At 46.4% G+C, this 17,845-nt stretch carries 15 protein-coding genes and 1 riboswitch; of the genes, 6 read left to right on the top strand and 9 right to left on the bottom strand.

Translation table 11 applies throughout. The features are described from left to right. The first annotated feature begins 149 nt into the window (after positions 1-149). From ONT19_RS08500 to ONT19_RS08485, 4 genes are all read left to right on the top strand, one after another. Positions 150-1,238, top strand: a complete 1,089-nt coding sequence (locus tag ONT19_RS08500; protein ID WP_264952720.1) for a glycerate kinase family protein — start codon at positions 150-152, stop codon at positions 1,236-1,238. A 51-nt stretch (positions 1,239-1,289) separates the two neighbouring features. Continuing rightward, complete coding sequence (locus ONT19_RS08495) at positions 1,290-1,928, top strand: HAD family hydrolase (RefSeq protein ID WP_264952721.1); 639 nt, start codon at positions 1,290-1,292, stop codon at positions 1,926-1,928. Positions 1,929-2,013: 85 nt separating this feature from the next. Continuing rightward, positions 2,014-2,269, top strand: a riboswitch (cobalamin riboswitch). A 106-nt stretch (positions 2,270-2,375) separates the two neighbouring features. Further along, positions 2,376-4,481 (top strand): TonB-dependent receptor plug domain-containing protein, encoded by a 2,106-nt coding sequence (locus ONT19_RS08490; RefSeq protein WP_264964878.1) that lies wholly within the window; start codon positions 2,376-2,378, stop codon positions 4,479-4,481. 40 nt (positions 4,482-4,521) lie between these two features. Further along, positions 4,522-5,691, top strand: a complete 1,170-nt coding sequence (locus ONT19_RS08485; protein ID WP_264952724.1) for a YncE family protein — start codon at positions 4,522-4,524, stop codon at positions 5,689-5,691. A gap of 581 nt (positions 5,692-6,272) precedes the next feature. Here ONT19_RS08485 and ettA read toward each other — a convergent pair. Continuing rightward, positions 6,273-7,970: an energy-dependent translational throttle protein EttA gene (gene ettA, locus ONT19_RS08480; RefSeq protein WP_117662098.1), complete on the bottom strand. Its 1,698-nt coding sequence runs from the start codon at positions 7,968-7,970 to the stop codon at positions 6,273-6,275. A gap of 182 nt (positions 7,971-8,152) precedes the next feature. Between ettA and ONT19_RS08475 the strand changes: the two genes are divergently transcribed. Next, a complete protein-coding gene (locus tag ONT19_RS08475; protein ID WP_264952725.1) occupies positions 8,153-8,806 on the top strand; it encodes an MgtC/SapB family protein in 654 nt (217 codons plus the stop codon). A gap of 116 nt (positions 8,807-8,922) precedes the next feature. On the opposite strand, the gene ONT19_RS08470 is transcribed toward ONT19_RS08475, so the two are convergent. The 6 genes from ONT19_RS08470 to ONT19_RS08445 all read right to left on the bottom strand — a co-directional run bounded on the left by ONT19_RS08470 (position 8,923) and on the right by ONT19_RS08445 (position 15,212). After that, positions 8,923-9,648: a class I SAM-dependent methyltransferase gene (locus tag ONT19_RS08470; RefSeq protein ID WP_264952726.1), complete on the bottom strand. Its 726-nt coding sequence runs from the start codon at positions 9,646-9,648 to the stop codon at positions 8,923-8,925. Positions 9,649-9,839: 191 nt separating this feature from the next. Further along, the gene (locus ONT19_RS08465) at positions 9,840-10,502 is read right to left on the bottom strand and encodes a DUF4476 domain-containing protein (RefSeq protein ID WP_264952727.1); all 663 of its coding nucleotides are present in this window, start codon (positions 10,500-10,502) and stop codon (positions 9,840-9,842) included. Positions 10,503-10,693: 191 nt separating this feature from the next. Further along, positions 10,694-12,397, bottom strand: a complete 1,704-nt coding sequence (locus tag ONT19_RS08460) for an acyl-CoA dehydrogenase family protein (protein ID WP_264952728.1) — start codon at positions 12,395-12,397, stop codon at positions 10,694-10,696. A 35-nt stretch (positions 12,398-12,432) separates the two neighbouring features. Then, positions 12,433-13,455: an electron transfer flavoprotein subunit alpha/FixB family protein gene (locus ONT19_RS08455; protein WP_006847062.1), complete on the bottom strand. Its 1,023-nt coding sequence runs from the start codon at positions 13,453-13,455 to the stop codon at positions 12,433-12,435. 13 nt (positions 13,456-13,468) lie between these two features. Then, on the bottom strand, positions 13,469-14,338 hold the full coding sequence (locus tag ONT19_RS08450; protein ID WP_006847063.1) for an electron transfer flavoprotein subunit beta/FixA family protein: 870 nt from the start codon (positions 14,336-14,338) through the stop codon (positions 13,469-13,471). A 271-nt stretch (positions 14,339-14,609) separates the two neighbouring features. Then, positions 14,610-15,212, bottom strand: a complete 603-nt coding sequence (locus tag ONT19_RS08445; protein WP_117729289.1) for a riboflavin synthase — start codon at positions 15,210-15,212, stop codon at positions 14,610-14,612. Between the two features lie 169 nt (positions 15,213-15,381). Between ONT19_RS08445 and pepI the strand changes: the two genes are divergently transcribed. Then, positions 15,382-16,263 (top strand): proline iminopeptidase, encoded by an 882-nt coding sequence (pepI, locus tag ONT19_RS08440; RefSeq protein ID WP_264952729.1) that lies wholly within the window; start codon positions 15,382-15,384, stop codon positions 16,261-16,263. Between the two features lie 11 nt (positions 16,264-16,274). On the opposite strand, the gene ONT19_RS08435 is transcribed toward pepI, so the two are convergent. Together ONT19_RS08435 and ONT19_RS08430 are read right to left on the bottom strand one after the other, a co-directional pair. Further along, positions 16,275-16,595 carry an outer membrane beta-barrel protein gene (locus ONT19_RS08435; RefSeq protein ID WP_118154102.1) on the bottom strand — a complete coding sequence of 107 codons (321 nt, stop codon included), beginning with the start codon at positions 16,593-16,595 and terminating at the stop codon, positions 16,275-16,277. Between the two features lie 141 nt (positions 16,596-16,736). Continuing rightward, positions 16,737-17,345 (bottom strand): hypothetical protein, encoded by a 609-nt coding sequence (locus tag ONT19_RS08430; protein WP_147329672.1) that lies wholly within the window; start codon positions 17,343-17,345, stop codon positions 16,737-16,739. Positions 17,346-17,845: the final 500 nt, after the last annotated feature.

The raw sequence follows: 17,845 nt of genomic DNA, 5'->3' as shown, positions 1-17,845 counted from the left end.
TTTTCTATCAGCTCTTATCTGAAACATCTGTTTTTGAAAGTTTTTCCCAAAAAGGTTTGTGGTTTCAGGAATAATGGCTAATTTTGCGGGCTGAAAGGGGAATCACTTGATAGGCGATGATTCTTGGAATGATATAATATAAATAGAATATGGATAGGAAAAATGATGGTCTCAGACTGATGGATGGGGCTGGATATAAGAAGATAATAATTGCTTGCGACTCTTATAAGGGTTGCCTTTCGAGCAGAGAGGTGAATGAGGCGATTGCTTCGGGAATAAAGGAATGGAATGCGGATGATGCTTCTCCCGAAATTATTACCCTGGAAATGAGTGATGGGGGAGAGGGTATGCTCGATGCTTTCCTCTCGGCGATGAAGGGAGAGCGAGTGAAGATTCATGCCCATGATGCGCTGATGAGATGGATTGAGGCGGAATACGGAATCGTGGATGATACGGCGATTATCGAGATTGCGCAGACCGCAGGACTGGCTCTGATAGAGCCTGAACAGCGCAACCCGATGAAGGCTACTTCCTGGGGCGTGGGCGAGATGATTATGAATGCTTATCGCCGAGGTGTGCGCCATTTCATCGTGGGATTGGGCGGAAGTGCCACATCCGATTGCGGCATTGGAATGCTCAAGGCGATGGGCGATGACTGGAAGAAGATTCGCGGGGAATGCAGCTTTGTGCTGGCTTCAGATGTTACCAATCCGCTCTGTGGCGAAAATGGGGCGGCTCATGTTTTTGCCCCTCAGAAGGGAACTGATGCTAAGATGGTGCAGATGTTGGATGATAGGGCGAGGAAGTTTGCCGAGGTAAGTACCAAGCATTTCGGATATGATAGAAGTGAGGCTCCTGGGGCTGGTGCAGCCGGCGGACTGGGCTATGCTTTCCTGCAATATTTCAATGCAGAAGCACGACCTGGGGCTGAGTTGCTTTTAGAGAAAATAGAGGTTGATGTGCTCATTCAGGATGCTGATCTCGTGATTACGGGCGAAGGTCATAGCGACCGTCAGACCTTGATGGGGAAGTTGCCGCAAAGAATTCTTGAGCATGTTACCAATCAGAAAATATGGCTAGTATCGGGCGGAGTTAGCGATAGAAAGGCTATGCTGGATGCAGGATTTGATAGAGTTGTTCAGGTTACTCCTGAAGAAATGCCATTGGATGAGGCGATGAAGCCAGAAGTGGCTCGTAATAACATAATAAAGGCAATTCGTGAGCAATTTGCTTTGTAGTTTCAGTTATAATCTGTACCTTTGTGACCGTTTTCAAATAAGGTAAGAATAATGAAGTATATAATTTTTGATTTTGATGGAACCATCGGCGATTCGCAGAGTCTCATAGTGAAGACCCTGCAGGATACGATGCGTGCAAGAAAACTGGAAGTGAAATCGGATGAGGCTTGTGCCAAGACCATCGGTCTTCGATTGGATGAGGCCTTCGTTTCGCTCTTTGGAATGAGTGCTGAGGAGGGAATGGAATGCGCAGCAACCTATCGCGAGATTTTCCTGGAGAACAAGAAAACGATGATCGTGCAGCCCTTCCCTCATGTAATAGAAACCCTGAGAGAGTTGCATCGCTGTGGGTTTGTATTGGGTATGGCCAGCAGTCGAAACCATTGCTCGCTGGATGGATACGTGCATCAGATGCAGCTGGAAGATATTTTCTCTTCCATTGTTGCAGGCGATGATGTGGAGCATGCGAAGCCAGCACCCGATATGGTCTTCAAGGCATTGAAGGAGATGAAGGGAACGGCAGATGAAACCCTTGTAGTGGGCGATATGACCTTCGATGTAGATATGGCGCATCATGCCGGCTGCAAGGCCTGTGCCGTGACTTATGGCAACGGAACCCGCCAACAGCTCGCCTCTGCCGAATGGATCATCGATGATTTCGCAGAACTCCTGGAAATCGTAAAAGAATAAACTGAACTCTGAATAAAAAGATATTTTTATCCTTGCTGGAATAAAAAAGCGGATAAAGTTATCTTTTTATTCATTTTTTTATAGTACCTTTGCACCCGCAATTGGTTCGCTGCCACTTCCTGCCGCCTCAGGCAAGATGAGTGCGTAGTGATTAAAAGGGAATCGGGTGAGAAGCCCGGACAGTCCCGCTGCTGTAAGCGTCTTATTGCGGCAAGCACCATGGTCACTGACATTTTTTCGGGAAGACCGCTTGCCATGAGTTTTGCATCTTTTTATGTTTACATAGAGTGAGATGCGGGGAGGACGCAAGTCAGAAGACCTGCCGTTGCCATCGGAAACAATATGATGAAAGAGTGTCTTTAGGATAAGAGATTCCGATGATTCTATCCAACCCCGTGGGATGGGTTCGTGATGGAGACACAGATAATAATATAAAAAATAGAATGAATGAAGGCATTGGGGATATTTTGTCTCGGTGGCTTGCTACTATTGTATGCACAAGTGGGTATGGGGCAAGATACCATTCGTACCGAGTACTTGCAGGAAGTAAAAGTGAATGCTCGGCAGCACCGGATACTTACGAGCACATCGCCTCTCCAACTTTTGGACAAGGGGGATATGTTGAGGCTCGGAGTTACGGATATGGCCGACGCTTTGCACCGCATGCCAGGTATCAATCTGCGCGACTATGGTGGGGCAGGAGGAATGAAGACGGTAGCTGTGCGTGGATTCGGAGCGGGACATACGGGAGTGAGTTACGATGGTGTGCTGCTCAGCGAATGTCAGGGCGGCGAAATTGATGTGTCCCGTTATTCGCTCGACCAAGTGCAGACATTGCGACTCACCATTGGTGACAACGACGACATCTTCATCTCGGCCCGGCAAGCCTCGGTGGCAGCTTTGCTTGCCATCGAGACCATGAGCGAGATTCCCATCGACAAGCAGCCTCACCTCTCTACTCAGTTGCAGGTGGGGTCCTTCGGATATATCTCGCCTTATCTGCGCTATGTGCAGAGGTTGTCAGATAGGTTCACCCTCCAGGCGATGGGTGAGTATACCTATGCCGAAAACAACTATCCTTTCATCTTGCACAATGGTAAATATACTACCCATGAGCGAAGAACCAACAGTCGTATGAACTCTGGGCATGGCGAACTAAATATGCACTGGATGATGGGCAGACGAGCCGATGGCATGAGCCGGAGCCAATTGTGGGCAAAGCTCTACTATTATGACAACGACCGACAGTTGCCTGGCATCGTGAGATATTATACCAATGTAACAGCCGAACAGTTGCACGACCGCAACGCCTTTGCTCAGGCGAGGTGGCAAGCCAGAAGTCTTGATGACCATTGGATGCTGAAGGTGCAAGCCAAGATGAACTGGGCGAGCTCTGCCTATCAGGACACGCTCGTGGCAAATCGGCGCAATGATGCTACCTACTGGCAGAGGGAATATTATACTTCGGCAGCACTGATGTGGATGCCGGATGATAGCTGGGCGCTAGATTACTCTGCCGACTGGATGATGAACTCGCTCAACAGCACCCTCGCCACCGATCTGCGACCTCATCGACATGGCATCCTGCAGTCGCTCTCTGCCCGATATGCGAAGGGAAGATGGGTAGCTCTTGCCAGGATGCTGGTTTCGGTTTACCTCAACAGCGTGGGGCGCAAGATAGAGACTCAGCAAGGCAGCGCCAATCCTACCAAAGCAGGACAGGCTGCCAAGGATGCACGCCGGCTTTCGCCATCGCTTTCGCTTTCTTATCGGCTCCTGGGGAATGGTACTGCCAGCGATGAGCTTTATCTCAGGGCTTCGTACAAGGACATCTTCCGGGTTCCTACTTTCAACGAGAACTATTTCTTCCATTATGGAAGTTCAGATCTGAAGCCTGAGAAAACCCGACAGTTGAATGTCGGGCTTACGTGGAAAAAAACTTCTTCTGGAGATGGGGGAAACGGCGAATCCCTACGTTACAAGGGATGGAATGTTCAAGCAACGCTGGACGGCTACTGCAATCGGGTGACCGACAAGATTGTGGGCGTTCCTTACAATATGTTCGTTTGGCGTACCGTAAACCTGTCACGGGTTGATGTCGTTGGCGTGGATGCTTCTTTGCGTGGCACTTGGCAGATGGCTCCGGGGCAGCAACTCTCGCTGCAAGGGTCGTATAGCTACCAGCATGTGGTGAACCATACCGACCGCTCGTCCAGATATTATGGCAATCAAGTAGCCTATATCCCTTTGCACTCGGGCAGTATTGCCTTGGGGTGGGAGAATCCCTGGATGAATGTCTCGCTCCATGGACAGGGAATGAGCAAGCGATGGGCCAACAATGAGCACTATGACGGCACCGAAGTGGATGGCTACTGGGATATGGGGTTGACGCTCTATCGTCAACTGGACGGACTGAGTCTCTGGGGAAAATCCCTGAGAGGCGTGAAGGTCAGGATGGATGTGAAGAACCTGCTGGCAAAGCAGTATGAACTCGTGGGACATTATCCGATGCCTCGCCGCAGCTGGATGTTAAGCATCGGATATAACTTCTAGATAGTAACAAATTAGATTCAAATATAAACAGAAAAAGAAAATGAAAAAGTATTTATTAGGTTTGGCGGTGCTCTTGATGGGCACTGCAGTGATGACATCATGCGATCCTGCCGAAGACTATCCTGAGACTTATCTCCAGGTGTATAGTACGGGCGCTTACGTTGTGAATGCTGGTAACATGGGTAGCAATATCGAGAGCTCTCTCACAGCTATCGACTATGCTTCAAGCACAGCCACACAGAACGTATTCAAGGCTGCTAACGGTCGTTCGCTCGGTAATACCGCCAATGATGGCATCGTATATGGCAATAAGATTTATCTCGCCGTAGACCAGAGCAACACCATCGAGGTAATCGACAAGAATACCAAGAAGAGCATCAAGCAAATCAAGACCACAGAGTTGCTGGGCAATGCCGAGGGCGCCGAGCCTCGCCATATTATCGCTGACGGTGGCAAGGTTTATTTTACCACATACGGTGGATATGTGGCTGCCGTGGACACCACAAGCTTTGCTCTTCAAAAGAAGTGGCAGGTGGGCAGCTATCCTGAGGGCTTGGTCATCGGTAAAGGCAATCTCTATGTGGCTAACAGCAACTATGGTGCTGGTGGTGGCAACATCTCTTGCATCAACCTTTCCAACGACAATGTAGAGACAAAGAATATCGAGGGCGTGAACAATCCTACCAGCATTTATTATGCTGCTGGCCTTTTGTATGTTCTTGACAACCCTGTATATGGACCTGCTCCTGACTATGCGGCCACTGGCGAGAATTCCCTGCGCACCGTGAGTTTCGCCGAGGGCAAGTCACAGAAGGTGGCAGATGGCAACTATGCTGTATGCGTAACCACTGGTGCTGCAACAACAGCACGTACGAGTGTGGAGGTGGTTCGTCCTCATTTCTTCGTGCTCAATACACCTTATGGCGGAACTCCTAGCGTGAGTGTGCTCGTAGCAGGAAGTACGCAAGCACAGGCGATGACGCTCTCAGAGATGCCTGTGAGCCCATGCGGCATCTTCGCCGACCCATTGAATGGTCATATCTTTGTGCTCTCTTATAAAATGGGCGATAATGGCTATGCCGACTATAATGGTAACGGCTATGTAGTGGAGTATGACAGCGCTGGTCAGAAGCAGCATGAGTATGCGACTGGTGTAGGTTCTTGCGCTATGTTCTTTGACTCTGCCTACAAGACTGCATACACAGAATAAAATGTCGCGAGACAGATGATTATATAATTCATCCAATCCATGGGGAAGTGTCGTTTCGGCGCTTCCCTTTTTTTTGTGTCGGGCATGCTGTTTTATATATATTGCGCCAAAGAATTGTCATATTGCCATACTGATAGGTTATCTCTTTGATTACGAATGTGTTATGTGTATGGCAATTCTCTGTTCTTCGGTTCTATCTGCCATATATTGCCATAAAAACAGCGAAATATAGGTGTTTTAGAGGGATTTTGGGGTGAAAACTAAGAGAGCATTGAGCAAAAATCCTTTTTTTCGGTTCAATGCTTGGCTTTTTCATTTGTTTTTTTGCAATTTAACTGACGACATAGAAGAAATTACGTCCCGACGTAGCATCTGATACGTCCCGACGTAATAATCATTATGTCGCGACGTACAGCCAGATACGTCGCGACGCAGTTTCCTGAACGTCCTGGTTGCATCTGGTAAAGCTTTTGAAAACGGCTGCATAGAAACAAAAAAGGTGTGTCTTAAGGCAAAGACACACCTTTTCTTTTGTTTTTTATTGTTTCAGAACCGAGTTCTTCTTTATCTTTTTCGAATCTTTATTCCTCCATCAACTTGCGGTAGCGACCCTTCTTGATCTCTGTATCGCCAAGGCGGCGCGCCTTGTTGATTTCATACTCAGAATAGCTGCCCTCAAAGAAGAAGACCTCACCATTGCCCTCGAAGGCAAGAATGTGGGTACAGATTCGGTCGAGGAACCAGCGGTCGTGGCTGATTACCACAGCACAACCGGCAAATGCCTCCAAACCTTCCTCCAAGGCACGGAGGGTGTTCACGTCGATATCGTTGGTAGGCTCATCGAGGAGCAATACATTACCCTCCTGCTTCAATGCCAAAGCCAACTGCAGGCGGTTGCGCTCACCACCCGAGAGAACACTGCAGAGCTTGCTTTGGTCGGTGCCCGAGAAGTTGAAGCGGCTGATATAAGCACGTGCATTCACATCTCTTCCACCCAGACGCAAGGTTTCGTTGCCCTGAGAAATCACCTCGTAAACAGTCTTCTGAGGGTCGATGTCCTTGTGCTGCTGGTCAACATAAGCCAGCTTCACGGTCTCACCCACCTCGAATGTACCGCCATCAGCCTGCTCCAAGCCCATGATGAGGCGGAAGAGGGTAGTCTTGCCGGCTCCGTTAGGACCAATCACACCTACGATGCCGTTAGGAGGAAGCATGAAGTTGAGGTCGTTGAAGAGAACCTTTTCGCCGAACGCCTTCTTTACATGCTGAGCCTCAATCACCTTGTTACCCAGACGAGGACCGTTAGGGATGAAGATTTCCAGCTTCTCCTCGCGCTCCTTCTGCTCCTGGTTGAGCATCTGCTCGTAAGAGTTCAGACGAGCCTTACCCTTAGCCTGACGGGCCTTAGGTGCCATGCGAACCCATTCCAACTCACGTTCCAATGTCTTGCGGCGCTTAGAGGCAGTCTTCTCCTCCTGAATCATTCGCTTGGTCTTCTGGTCGAGCCATGAAGAGTAGTTGCCCTTCCATGGAATACCCTCGCCACGGTCCAACTCCAGAATCCACTCGCTCACGTCATCGAGAAAGTAGCGGTCGTGGGTTACGGCGATGACGGTACCCTCATACTGCTGCAGGTGCTGCTCCAGCCAGTCGATGCTCTCAGCATCCAGGTGGTTGGTAGGCTCATCGAGCAGGAGCACGTCCGGCTTCTGCAGGAGCAGGCGGCAGAGAGCCACGCGACGGCGCTCACCACCCGAGAGATTGGTAACAGGCCAATCGCCAGGAGGACAATGCAGGGCAGCCATCGCACGCTCCAGCTTGGAGTCGATATTCCAGGCATCGGTAGCATCAATGATATCCTGCACCTCAGCCTGACGCTGCATCAGCTTGTCCATCTTATCAGGGTCTCCGTAATATTCTTCGAGACCGAACTTATTGTTGATGTCCTCGTATTCTGCGAGTGCATCATAGATTTTCTGCACACCCTCCATCACGTTTTCCTTCACGGTCTTGTTCTCGTCGAGCGGAGGATCCTGAGGCAAGTAGCCCACAGAGTAGCCTGGGCTCCAAACCACCTCACCCTGGGTAGGTTGCTCAAGTCCTGCGATGATTTTCATCAACGTAGATTTACCGGCACCGTTCAAACCGATGATACCGATTTTTGCTCCGTAGAAGAACGATAGGTAGATGTTCTTCAGTATCTGTTTCTGGTTTTGTGGGATAATCTTAGATACGCCCACCATTGAGAAGATAATCTTCTTGTCGTCAACTGTTGCCATGGATATAAATAAATGTGTATTTGTGAATAAATTGCCGAAATAGGCACTAACAGTTGCAAAGATACATTATTTTTTTGAAATTCTCGCCTTTCTTTCAAAGAAAAGTTGTATATTTGCATTGATAACATCAAATAGAGGCATTTTGTGATGCTTCTTTCATCTTTTAAAAAGAAAGGATATTTATGGATGCAACCTATATAGACCTGACTGTTCGTCTGTCTCTCGCCCTGCTTTTAGGAGGTGCGATAGGCATTGAGCGAGAATATCGTGCCAAGGAGGCAGGTTTCCGTACTCACTTTCTCGTGGCATTGGGAAGTGCGCTTTTCTGTGTGGTTTCGCAGTATGGATTCGGATTTGACTTAAAGGATTCTTCCCGTGTGGCTGCGCAGGTGGTTTCGGGCATTGGATTTCTGGGCGCCGGAACGATTATCTTCCAGAAGAACGTGGTGAGAGGATTGACTACTGCTGCTGGCTTGTGGGTGACGGCAGCCATCGGTCTGGCGTGCGGTACGGGAATGTATGTAGCTGCAGCTATTACCACGGCGATGGTGCTGCTGGGACTGGAAGTATTGAACTACTGGATTCCGCAGTTGGGAACAACTACCATCGACTTGACCTTCACTGCGCCATCTCGTGAAAGCGTGAAGGAATTTATCAGGCAAATCAGGCAGAAAGGTCTGGAAGTTCATTCCTATGAGCTGAAAGAGCGTCGCTACTCGAAGGAGGAATTCCTGGAAGCGAACATAGAAATCAAGGCGAAGCGCGATTTCCACACCATGGAGATTCTTGATTACATGAACGAGTTCTCAGATGTCACGATTTCAACGATAAAATAAAATAGGTTAGGAGGAAAAAAGTGAAGGAGCCAAGAACATTTATCTTAGCTCCTTCACTTTTTTATGATGTTTTTTAGAAAATCCTTTTATGAAATTTCAAAAATCTTTTGAAATAATTAGAAAATTCTCGCCAGATAGTCGTAGTGCTCGCCTTCTGCCACGAGTTCACCATGCAACCCGCAGGTTTCGGCAATGGACTTGAGTAATGGGAAATCCACGTAGAGCCAGTTGAAGCGGTCGCCCTTTACATCCTTGTAGATCATCTGATAATCCACTTCACCATAGTAGGCACCATTCAGATTGATGTCGAAACTTCCGTCTTCATTCTCGTAGATATATTTGAGGTCAGAGGAATCGATGAGAATCTGTCCGCCCTTGTTGAGCAAAGCCTTGAGACGGTTGAAGAGGGTAGGGAGATGTTCTATCTTTCCGGCGATACCCGTTCCGTTCATCAGAAGGAGGATGGTATCGAACCCTGTTTCCAGATGTTCATCGAAAAGATTGATGCATTCCGCATCCATCACTCCTCTCAGTTCCATCGCTTCGCAGCTCAGAGGAGAAATATCAATCGCTTTTACCTCCAAGCCCTTCTCCTGCAGGGCGAGCGTATGGCAGCCGCTGCCGGCTCCGATATCCAGTACACGCCCTTTTGTGAGTTGCAAGGCCTTCTGCTCCAGCATCGGCATCTCCTCAACTTTTCTGAAGAGATGTTTCACCGGCATTTCGTCCTCTTCGAACATAGAAGAGAGCACACGTAATCTTCCTGTTCTTCCCGATTTCTGATAATCAAGGATAGCAGCGCCCATCGGGTCTTTGTCTTTTGATAATATCTTTGTATTCATTTGTTTTGCAATTTATGTATCGAGTAACCATTTCCATACAGGTATTACTTCTTTTTGAATCATAACTCAATATTGTTTAATTGATTTTACAAAAATACAACTATTTTGTTAAACCGACTAAACAATATGCATAATTTAACATGAAAGTCTCTTATATCATAGCTGATATCATTTTTTAAGATACTAGATAATTATCTGCTGCTTCTTAATATTTCTCCTACCTTTTGCTTCTCGCTGTCGAAGCTGAATAGCTGATAGATGACAATGACATTCTGTGGGTCCACGATATGCGGTGCCATCAGTTTGAGGGCTTTCATCTTGCTGTCACCAAAAGTGAATATATTCATCATGCTGACGGCTTGGGCACAAGAATAATAGCATCCGAGGCTAGCCACTTCTATCAGGTCGAACTTGTTGTCATCAAAGCTTGCCTTCTTCACCTTATTATATAGTTTGAAGAAGGACGCATCATCGAGACAATAGCCGTAATCCATTCTGCCATCAGGATCACATCTTCCATCGTAGAGGGGTGGAGTTGGGTGTGGCTGCTGTACATTCGATGTTTGGCTGTTTAGTTCTATGATTTTTGTATCGTACTGCACAACCTTTCCGTTTCTGTCGAAGAAGACCGTGATGTACTTGGAATCTCCAGACAGATAATTATATTTGTCATATTCCCATTTGTCCCCATACATGTCGAAACTGGTGAGCTTAGGTTTTCCAAGAATGGCTATTACTTCCTGCTTGGTCATTCCCCGCTCCACGTTTCTTTTTCCTTTAGCCGAAGCCGAGAGGCATACGGCAAACATCAATATGGTTGTGGCGATAAGCGCCATCACTTCATTTCTTTTCATAAGCGATACTGTTTTTATAAGTTATTATATTGTTTTATGGTTGCAAAAGTACAGCTTTCTTTTGAAATAAAAAGAGAAGAATTCCCTAAAGTAGAAGGGAAAATCCCTATCTTTGTATAGAAAAGAAAAATCCGTGGACAAGAAAAATTTCCTGCCCACGGACTTTTTATATAATATTTGTAATGATAATCTTATGCCTTGAAGCTCTCCAAGTCTTCTGCCTTGAAGTTCTGGATGTATGCTGAATGACCGAGAACTTCCTCCTCTGCCATGCGAACATATACGTTGGCACTCTTGGCAAACATCTCTGGAGCCTTGGTAGCATCGTCGAGGATGAGGAGAGACATTACGATGTCGCCAGTCATGTTGTAGAGACGGCGAGCCAGGAAGTCGTGAACTGCCTGATCGTTTGCCTCCTTCACCTTGTTCATGGCTGCCTCGTAAAGTTCTACGAGCTTAGCAACACGCTCCTTCAATGCCTTCAAATCATCTGAAACCTCGTTCTCCAACATCTCCTTGATTATGCTGAGATAAGTGCCGTTGGTGATGTAGCGGATAGCTGCTACTACCTGAAGCTGGGTGGTACCCTCGTAGATAGAGAAGATGCGGGCATCACGGAACAGGCGCTGGCACTTGTACTCCATGATGAAACCAGAACCACCGTGAATGCTGATGGCATCGTATGCATTCTGGTTGGCATACTCTGAGTTCATACCCTTAGCCAATGGAGTAAATGCATCAGCCAAGCGGGTGTATTTCTTCATCTCCTGACGCTCCTCTGGAGTGAGCTTAGTGTCGCGGGCGATGTCTTCCAAAGCCTTGTAGATATCTACGTAGCGAGCGCAGCAGTAGAGGAGTGAACGGCCTGCATCCAACTTAGCCTTCATTCTTGAAAGCATGTCGTATACAGCTGGGAAGTTGATGATCTTCTCACCAAACTGAGCACGCTCCTTGGCATAGGCCAAACCCTCATTGTAAGCCTCCTGCTCAACACCTACACTCTGAGCTGCAATACCCAGACGGGCACCATTCATGAGAGCCATCACGTACTTAATCAAACCGAGACGGGTGTTACCGCAAAGCTCTGCCTTGGCATTCTTGTAAACCAACTCGCAGGTAGGAGAACCGTGAATACCCAACTTGTGCTCGATGTGACGAACGGTTACGCCACCATCACGCTTGTCGTAGATGAACATAGAAAGACCACGACCATCCTTGGTGCCTTCTTCAGAACGAGCCAGAACCAAGTGGATGTCTGAGTCACCATTGGTGATAAAACGCTTCACACCGTTCAGACGCCATGTGCCGTCCTCATCCTGTGTAGCCTTCAGCATTACGCGCTGCAAGTCAGAACCTGCATCAGGCTCAGTCAAGTCCATACTCATGGTCTCGCCTGCGCAGATGCGAGGGATGTACTTCTGGCGCTGCTCCTCAGAACCGAACTCATAGAGTGTATCGATACAGCTCTGGAGCGACCAGATGTTCTGGAAACCGGCATCGGCAGCAGCGATAATCTCTGAAGCCATAGAGAAGATGGCGTTAGGCAAGTTCAAACCGCCGTAACGACGAGGCATTGACAAGCCCCAGAGGCCAGCCTTGCGGGTAGCATCGAGGTTCTCGAATGTCTTGCTGGCATAGATCATGCGACCGTTCTCCAGGTGTGGACCTTCGAGGTCAACATCCTCAGAGTTTGGTTCGATGATGTTAGCAGCTACATCGCCGGTAATATCCAGCAATCGCTTGTAGTTCTCGATGGCATCCTCGTAGTTTACTGGAGCATCTTCAAACTGGTCTTTTTCTACATAATTTCTTTCCTTCAAGTCCACAACACGCTTCATGAGCGGATGATTCAAGTGGAACTCTATTTCAGGATGGTCTGTATAATAATTAGCCATTTTGCTTTTCTTATTTAAATAATGTGTAATGCAGATTACTTAGAATTCTGCTTGTAGTACTTGATGAGCTTAGGAACCACATCCTCAACATTGCCGTTGATAACGTAGTCGGCAATCTTGTTGATTGGAGCATCAGGATCGTTGTTTACAGAGATGATGATGCCTGAATCCTGCATACCGGCGATGTGCTGAATCTGACCAGAGATTCCGCAGGCGATATAAACCTTAGGATGAACGGTAACACCAGTCTGACCAATCTGACGGTCGTGATCTACCCAGCCTGCATCTACGGCAGCACGGGAAGCACCTACCTCACCATGGAGGAGATGAGCCAACTCGAAGAGCTGGTCGAAGCCTTCCTTGCTTCCTACGCCATAACCGCCGGCTACGACGATGGCAGACCCCTTCAGGTTGTGCTTGGCAGCCTCTACGTGGTGGTCGAGTACCTTTACTACGAAGTCCTCAGCAGGAACATACTTGCTTACCTCAGGGTAAACTACTTCCTTCTTGCACTCACCCTCGTAGATGCTCTTCTGCATCACGCCAGAGCGGACTGTAGCCATCTGTGGACGGTGGTCTGGATTTACGATAGTAGCCACGATGTTACCACCGAAGGCAGGACGAATCTGATAGAGCAGACCCTCGTAGTGCTTGCCGCTCTTCTTATCGTCGTAATCACCGATTTCAAGCTCTGTACAGTCGGCGGTAAGACCGCTGGTCAATGAAGAAGAAACACGAGGACCGAGGTCGCGACCGATAACGGTAGCACCCATCAATGCAATCTGAGGCTTCTCCTCCTTGAAGAGGTTGACGAGAATGTCTGTATGAGGAGCTGAAGTATATGGGAACAATCCCTCAGCATCGAAAACAAATAATTTATCTACACCATAAGGGAGAATCTGATCCTCTACCTGACCCTTGATGCCGGTACCTGCTACGATGGCATGGAGCTCCACGCCCTGCTGGTTAGCGAGCTTACGACCCTTGGTGAGCAATTCCTGAGATACTTCGGCAACGGTTGTGCCTTCTACCTCGCAATATACAAATACGTTGTTCATTGTCTTTTCAAAATTATCCGATAATACTTTCGTTCAACAATTCCTTCATCAGTCCGTCGATGTCTTCATCGCTGCTGGTCAAGGTCTTGCTTTCCTTAGCCTGGAACACGATGTTCTTCACGGCCTTCACCTTGGTAGGTGAACCGCTCAGACCGCACTGTGCAGGGTCGCCATCTACATCGGCAACGCTCCACTGGTTCAGAGTGAGGTAAGGGCGCTCTTCATAGAGGTTGGCCCAAGGCTCATCACCCTTGCGCTCCATAGGGCAGGTAGCGTATTTATATTTCATTACGAGCTTCACGTTGCATGGGCGACATGGAGCAGCACTTCCGTTTACAGTGATAACCAATGGCAATGGAGCCTCAACAGTCTCCACACCACCATCAATGAGGCGGCGTATAGTAGCCTTGCCATCCTCTACCTTGAGGATTTCCTCTGCGTAGGTTACCTGGTTCAATCCCAACTTCTGAGCCACCTGCGGACCTACCTGGGCTGTATCACCATCGATAGCCTGACGACCACCGATCACGATGTCAACGTCACCAATCTTCTGGATACCAGTAGCAAGGGCATAGGAAGTAGCCAATGTATCAGCACCGGCAAAGAGACGGTCGGTAAGCAACCAACCCGTATCAGCACCACGATAAAGACCCTGGCGGATGATTTCTCCAGCACGTGGAGGACCCATGGTCAAAATACCAACTGTAGAACCTGGATTCTGCTCTTTCAATCGGAGAGCCTGCTCCAATGCGTTCAAATCTTCAGGATTGAAGATTGCAGGAAGGGCAGCGCGATTTACTGTGCCTTCGGCGGTCATCGCATCCTTACCCACATTTCTTGTGTCAGGTACTTGCTTGGCAAGTACTACGATTTTTAAACTCATATTTTTAAAAATGGTTATTGTTATAATTTCCTAAGTTTGTTAGTGCTCAGTACTCAAGTTGTACGTCGTCTAGTGCGATTGTTAGACTTGCTATCGTCTAATAAGTTACTGTCCAATGTTCAATTTGGGACAAAACACGGGGGCAAAAGTAACACTTTTTTATGGCTTACGCAAATATTTTATAAAAAAAATGCCCATTTAGTCTTGCTTTGTGCGCAAAACGCAAGAAATGTGCAAGTTTTTTAGAACGTCCGTACTTAACTTTGCTGGCTTATTCAAAGCTCTTGAGTCGAGCGATATATTTGCCCAGAATGTCGAATTCGATATTCACTACCGTTCCCACTTCGATGTCGCAGAAGTTGGTATTCTCTCTGGTATAAGGAATGATAGCAACGGTAAATGTGTTGTCTGTAGGATCACAGACGGTGAGCGAAACGCCGTTAACGGTAACGCTGCCTTTGTCCACCGTGAAATAGCCTTTTCTTGCCATTTCCTTGTTGAGCTCATATTCGAAAGTAAAATAAGTAGAGCCATCAGCGTCTTTCATTGCGATACATTTGGCAGTCTCGTCCACGTGTCCCTGTACGATATGACCATCCAGACGGCCGTTCATCACCATAGAACGCTCTACGTTCACCTTGTCGCCTACCTTGAGCAGTCCCAGATTGCTGCGGTCCAGGGTTTCCTTCATGGCGGTAACAGTATAGGTACCGTCTTTTATTTCCACTACGGTGAGGCAGACGCCGTTGTGCGCCACGCTCTGGTCGATGCCGAGTTCATCTACGAACGAACATTTCAGGGTAAAGTCGATGTTCTCCTTATCCTGCTTAATCGCCACAACAGTGGCCATTTCTTCTACGATTCCACTAAACATATACTCTATTTTTATTTGGTTTCATTATTATTTAAACTGCAAAGATATTGCATTAGCTTGAAGCAACCAAATTATTTAAGTTCTTTTGATAAAATAATCGAGATATATTTGTTTAATTGCCATATTTTTTATATTTTTGCACATTATAATATATAAACATTTGAAGACAATGGAAATCAAGGAAGGATATATGCCCTTCATGGGCTATCAAACATATTATCGTATCGTAGGTAAAACAGAGGAGGGCAAGAGCCCTATCATCCTCTTGCATGGTGGACCAGGCAGTACCCACAACTATTTCGAACTATTGGATAGAGTAGCGGAATCAGGAAGAGCTGTCATCATGTACGACCAGTTGGGCTGTGGCAACTCATTTGTGGAGGGACATCCCGAACTCTGGACTCCTGAGACTTGGCTCAACGAACTTTGTTCACTCATCGACTATCTCCACATCGACCATTTTCATCTCTTAGGACAGTCGTGGGGTGGCATGCTCGCCATCATCTATCTGATAGAGAAGCAAGCAAAGGGCGTGAAGTCAGCCATCCTCAGCAGCACCCTTTCGAGCAGCAAACTGTGGGCAAGTGAGCAACATCGTATGATTAAGTTTATGTCGGAGGAAGACCAGCGTGCCATTGCCGAGGCTGAGGCGAAGGATGACTTTTCGAGCGAGGCGTATGCCAAGGCGAATGAGCACTTCATGCTCTTGCATTGTGCCAGTGAGGTGACGGAGGATAGTCCAGAGTGTCTTCGCCGGAAGAAGCGTGCTGGTGCTGAGGCTTATCTCCATGGTTGGGGACCAAACGAATACACTCCTACAGGTACGCTCCGTGATTATGATTACACCGACCGCCTTGGCGAGATTCAAGTGCCTTGCTTGGTGATGAGTGGCACCAATGACCTCTGTACTCCATTGGTGGCAAAGACCCTCTATGATGGTATCCAAGATTCCAAGTGGCATCTCTTCGTAGGGGCAAGACATATGCCTTTCGCCGAGCAAAACGATGAGTATTGCCAGGTGCTGGAAGAATGGTTGGAGGAGAAAGATTAGGCTCTTTAGAATTATTTGAAGCGATTCAATTCCTCATTACCAGCACCTTGACCCTTGTATCGACTTCTTGACGTATTGAAGTTATACTGGAATGTCAAGAGCAAGGAACGGATATCGCTAGTGCTGCTTTGCCAAAACGTAACATCCTTATTGTAGAATCGTATGTCACGATTGCTTTTGTTGAAGATGTCGTTAGCTTCAAGCGTAACCGAGAAACGATTCTTGCAGAAAGCCTTGTAAAGCTTGGCATTGAGGCTAGAGGAAGAACTGAGCTGCATGTTCTCCTTGTTTCCACGGCTGTTCCATTTAAACTCTTTATTAAAGTAAACGATTTATAAGTTGTCCATAATTAAAAAACTGTGTCAAACTACATTTATTGTAGTTTGACACAGTTTAGTTTACACTCTCGAATTTTATTTTATTTTTCCCTTTCAAGCAAAGTTATTTAGTTGTGTTTTAAGCCATTAGAACTCTTATTTCTTAAAATATTCTTCCTTTAATTCTCTCTCTACGCTTAGAGGTGGATGATTATATATCTGCAAACGACATACTTCATTCGGTATTTTTTCATAAGATGGTGTATTTTCTATCCATATAAGGTGATTATCATCTATAGAATAGAGGTATTTTGTATCCGGTGTAGTTATATAATCACTAATATTTTTAACATAAAGTCTATTTGCTTTTTCATTATACATATAAGGTAATATGACACTTCCTATTTTTTGTGGCGGAATAAAATATAATAATCTAAAAGAAGTTTTCTTACGAATTTTATAAAAACCAGTACATATATCTCCAACGATGTCTCCAACTTTTAAACTGTCTAATATTACATTTGATTTGCCAATAATATATGTTTTCTGCCATTGCCAAATTCTTTCATTATCCATATATTTATTTAAAGAGTTTAAAGCTACTTTCGGTAAAATGAAATAGTTTTTGCCTTTATATACTTGCATTCTAAAATGAATATTCTCAGAAGGAATATCTATCTTTAACTTTGTCTTTGAATACCTTTTAGAAAACGATTGGAAAAAAGGAATAGACATTATGCAAAGAATGATTATCACTCTTTGCATAATGTCTATTTTATTTTTGGGGAGAAATATTAACATAAGCAGATATGTTAGAATTACTGAGCTCTCTTAAAAAAGGGGGCTCTGTTAGTGTAATGTAAATAAAATAAGGTGTACAAATCTGTGAGCTGGAACATGGCACCATTGTTCTTGTTGCCGAAAGCATTGTATTTTCTGATGAAGTCACAACTTATCAAATCATTGAAGGCTTCGGTCAACTTTCCACCAGAAGTGAGTTTTTAGGATTTCATGATGTCCTCACGGCTCATTCCAATTTTCTTCTTGGCTAATCTCCAACAAGTTGATTTCTCGCTTTCTTCCTATTATATTTTGCTGCATATCTTTTGTCGTTTTGATGATGGGGCAAAGATACTATAAAATATCGAAAACTGAGCAGAAAAAGATAGAAAAGTGCCGATACTGGTGCCAAAAGTCGATTTTTTTAAGCACTTTTGGCACCAGTATCGGCACTTTTTGCAGAATTGTTGTTGCTTTTGTGACTT

It is taken from the genome of Segatella copri, assembly GCF_026015625.1.
GTDB classification, from domain to species: Bacteria; Bacteroidota; Bacteroidia; order Bacteroidales; family Bacteroidaceae; genus Prevotella; species Prevotella copri_H.
The sequence above is the reverse complement of the archived record's forward strand: the minus strand, read 5'-3'. Positions and strand labels throughout refer to the sequence as shown.

What these genes read in the sequence shown, in the direction of transcription:
- ONT19_RS08460 (WP_264952728.1), bottom strand. Translation starts at nt 12,397, where the DNA reads ATGGCTAATTATTATACAGACCATCCTGAAATAGAGTTCCACTTGAAT.
- ONT19_RS08470 (WP_264952726.1), bottom strand. Translation starts at nt 9,648, where the DNA reads ATGAATACAAAGATATTATCAAAAGACAAAGACCCGATGGGCGCTGCT.
- ONT19_RS08450 (WP_006847063.1), bottom strand. Translation starts at nt 14,338, where the DNA reads ATGAGTTTAAAAATCGTAGTACTTGCCAAGCAAGTACCTGACACAAGA.
- ONT19_RS08495 (WP_264952721.1), top strand. Translation starts at nt 1,290, where the DNA reads ATGAAGTATATAATTTTTGATTTTGATGGAACCATCGGCGATTCGCAG.
- ONT19_RS08445 (WP_117729289.1), bottom strand. Translation starts at nt 15,212, where the DNA reads ATGTTTAGTGGAATCGTAGAAGAAATGGCCACTGTTGTGGCGATTAAG.
- ONT19_RS08430 (WP_147329672.1), bottom strand. Translation starts at nt 17,345, where the DNA reads ATGCAAAGAGTGATAATCATTCTTTGCATAATGTCTATTCCTTTTTTC.
- ONT19_RS08500 (WP_264952720.1), top strand. Translation starts at nt 150, where the DNA reads ATGGATAGGAAAAATGATGGTCTCAGACTGATGGATGGGGCTGGATAT.
- ettA (WP_117662098.1), bottom strand. Translation starts at nt 7,970, where the DNA reads ATGGCAACAGTTGACGACAAGAAGATTATCTTCTCAATGGTGGGCGTA.
- ONT19_RS08455 (WP_006847062.1), bottom strand. Translation starts at nt 13,455, where the DNA reads ATGAACAACGTATTTGTATATTGCGAGGTAGAAGGCACAACCGTTGCC.
- ONT19_RS08485 (WP_264952724.1), top strand. Translation starts at nt 4,522, where the DNA reads ATGAAAAAGTATTTATTAGGTTTGGCGGTGCTCTTGATGGGCACTGCA.
- ONT19_RS08465 (WP_264952727.1), bottom strand. Translation starts at nt 10,502, where the DNA reads ATGAAAAGAAATGAAGTGATGGCGCTTATCGCCACAACCATATTGATG.
- ONT19_RS08475 (WP_264952725.1), top strand. Translation starts at nt 8,153, where the DNA reads ATGGATGCAACCTATATAGACCTGACTGTTCGTCTGTCTCTCGCCCTG.
- ONT19_RS08490 (WP_264964878.1), top strand. Translation starts at nt 2,376, where the DNA reads ATGAAGGCATTGGGGATATTTTGTCTCGGTGGCTTGCTACTATTGTAT.
- pepI (WP_264952729.1), top strand. Translation starts at nt 15,382, where the DNA reads ATGGAAATCAAGGAAGGATATATGCCCTTCATGGGCTATCAAACATAT.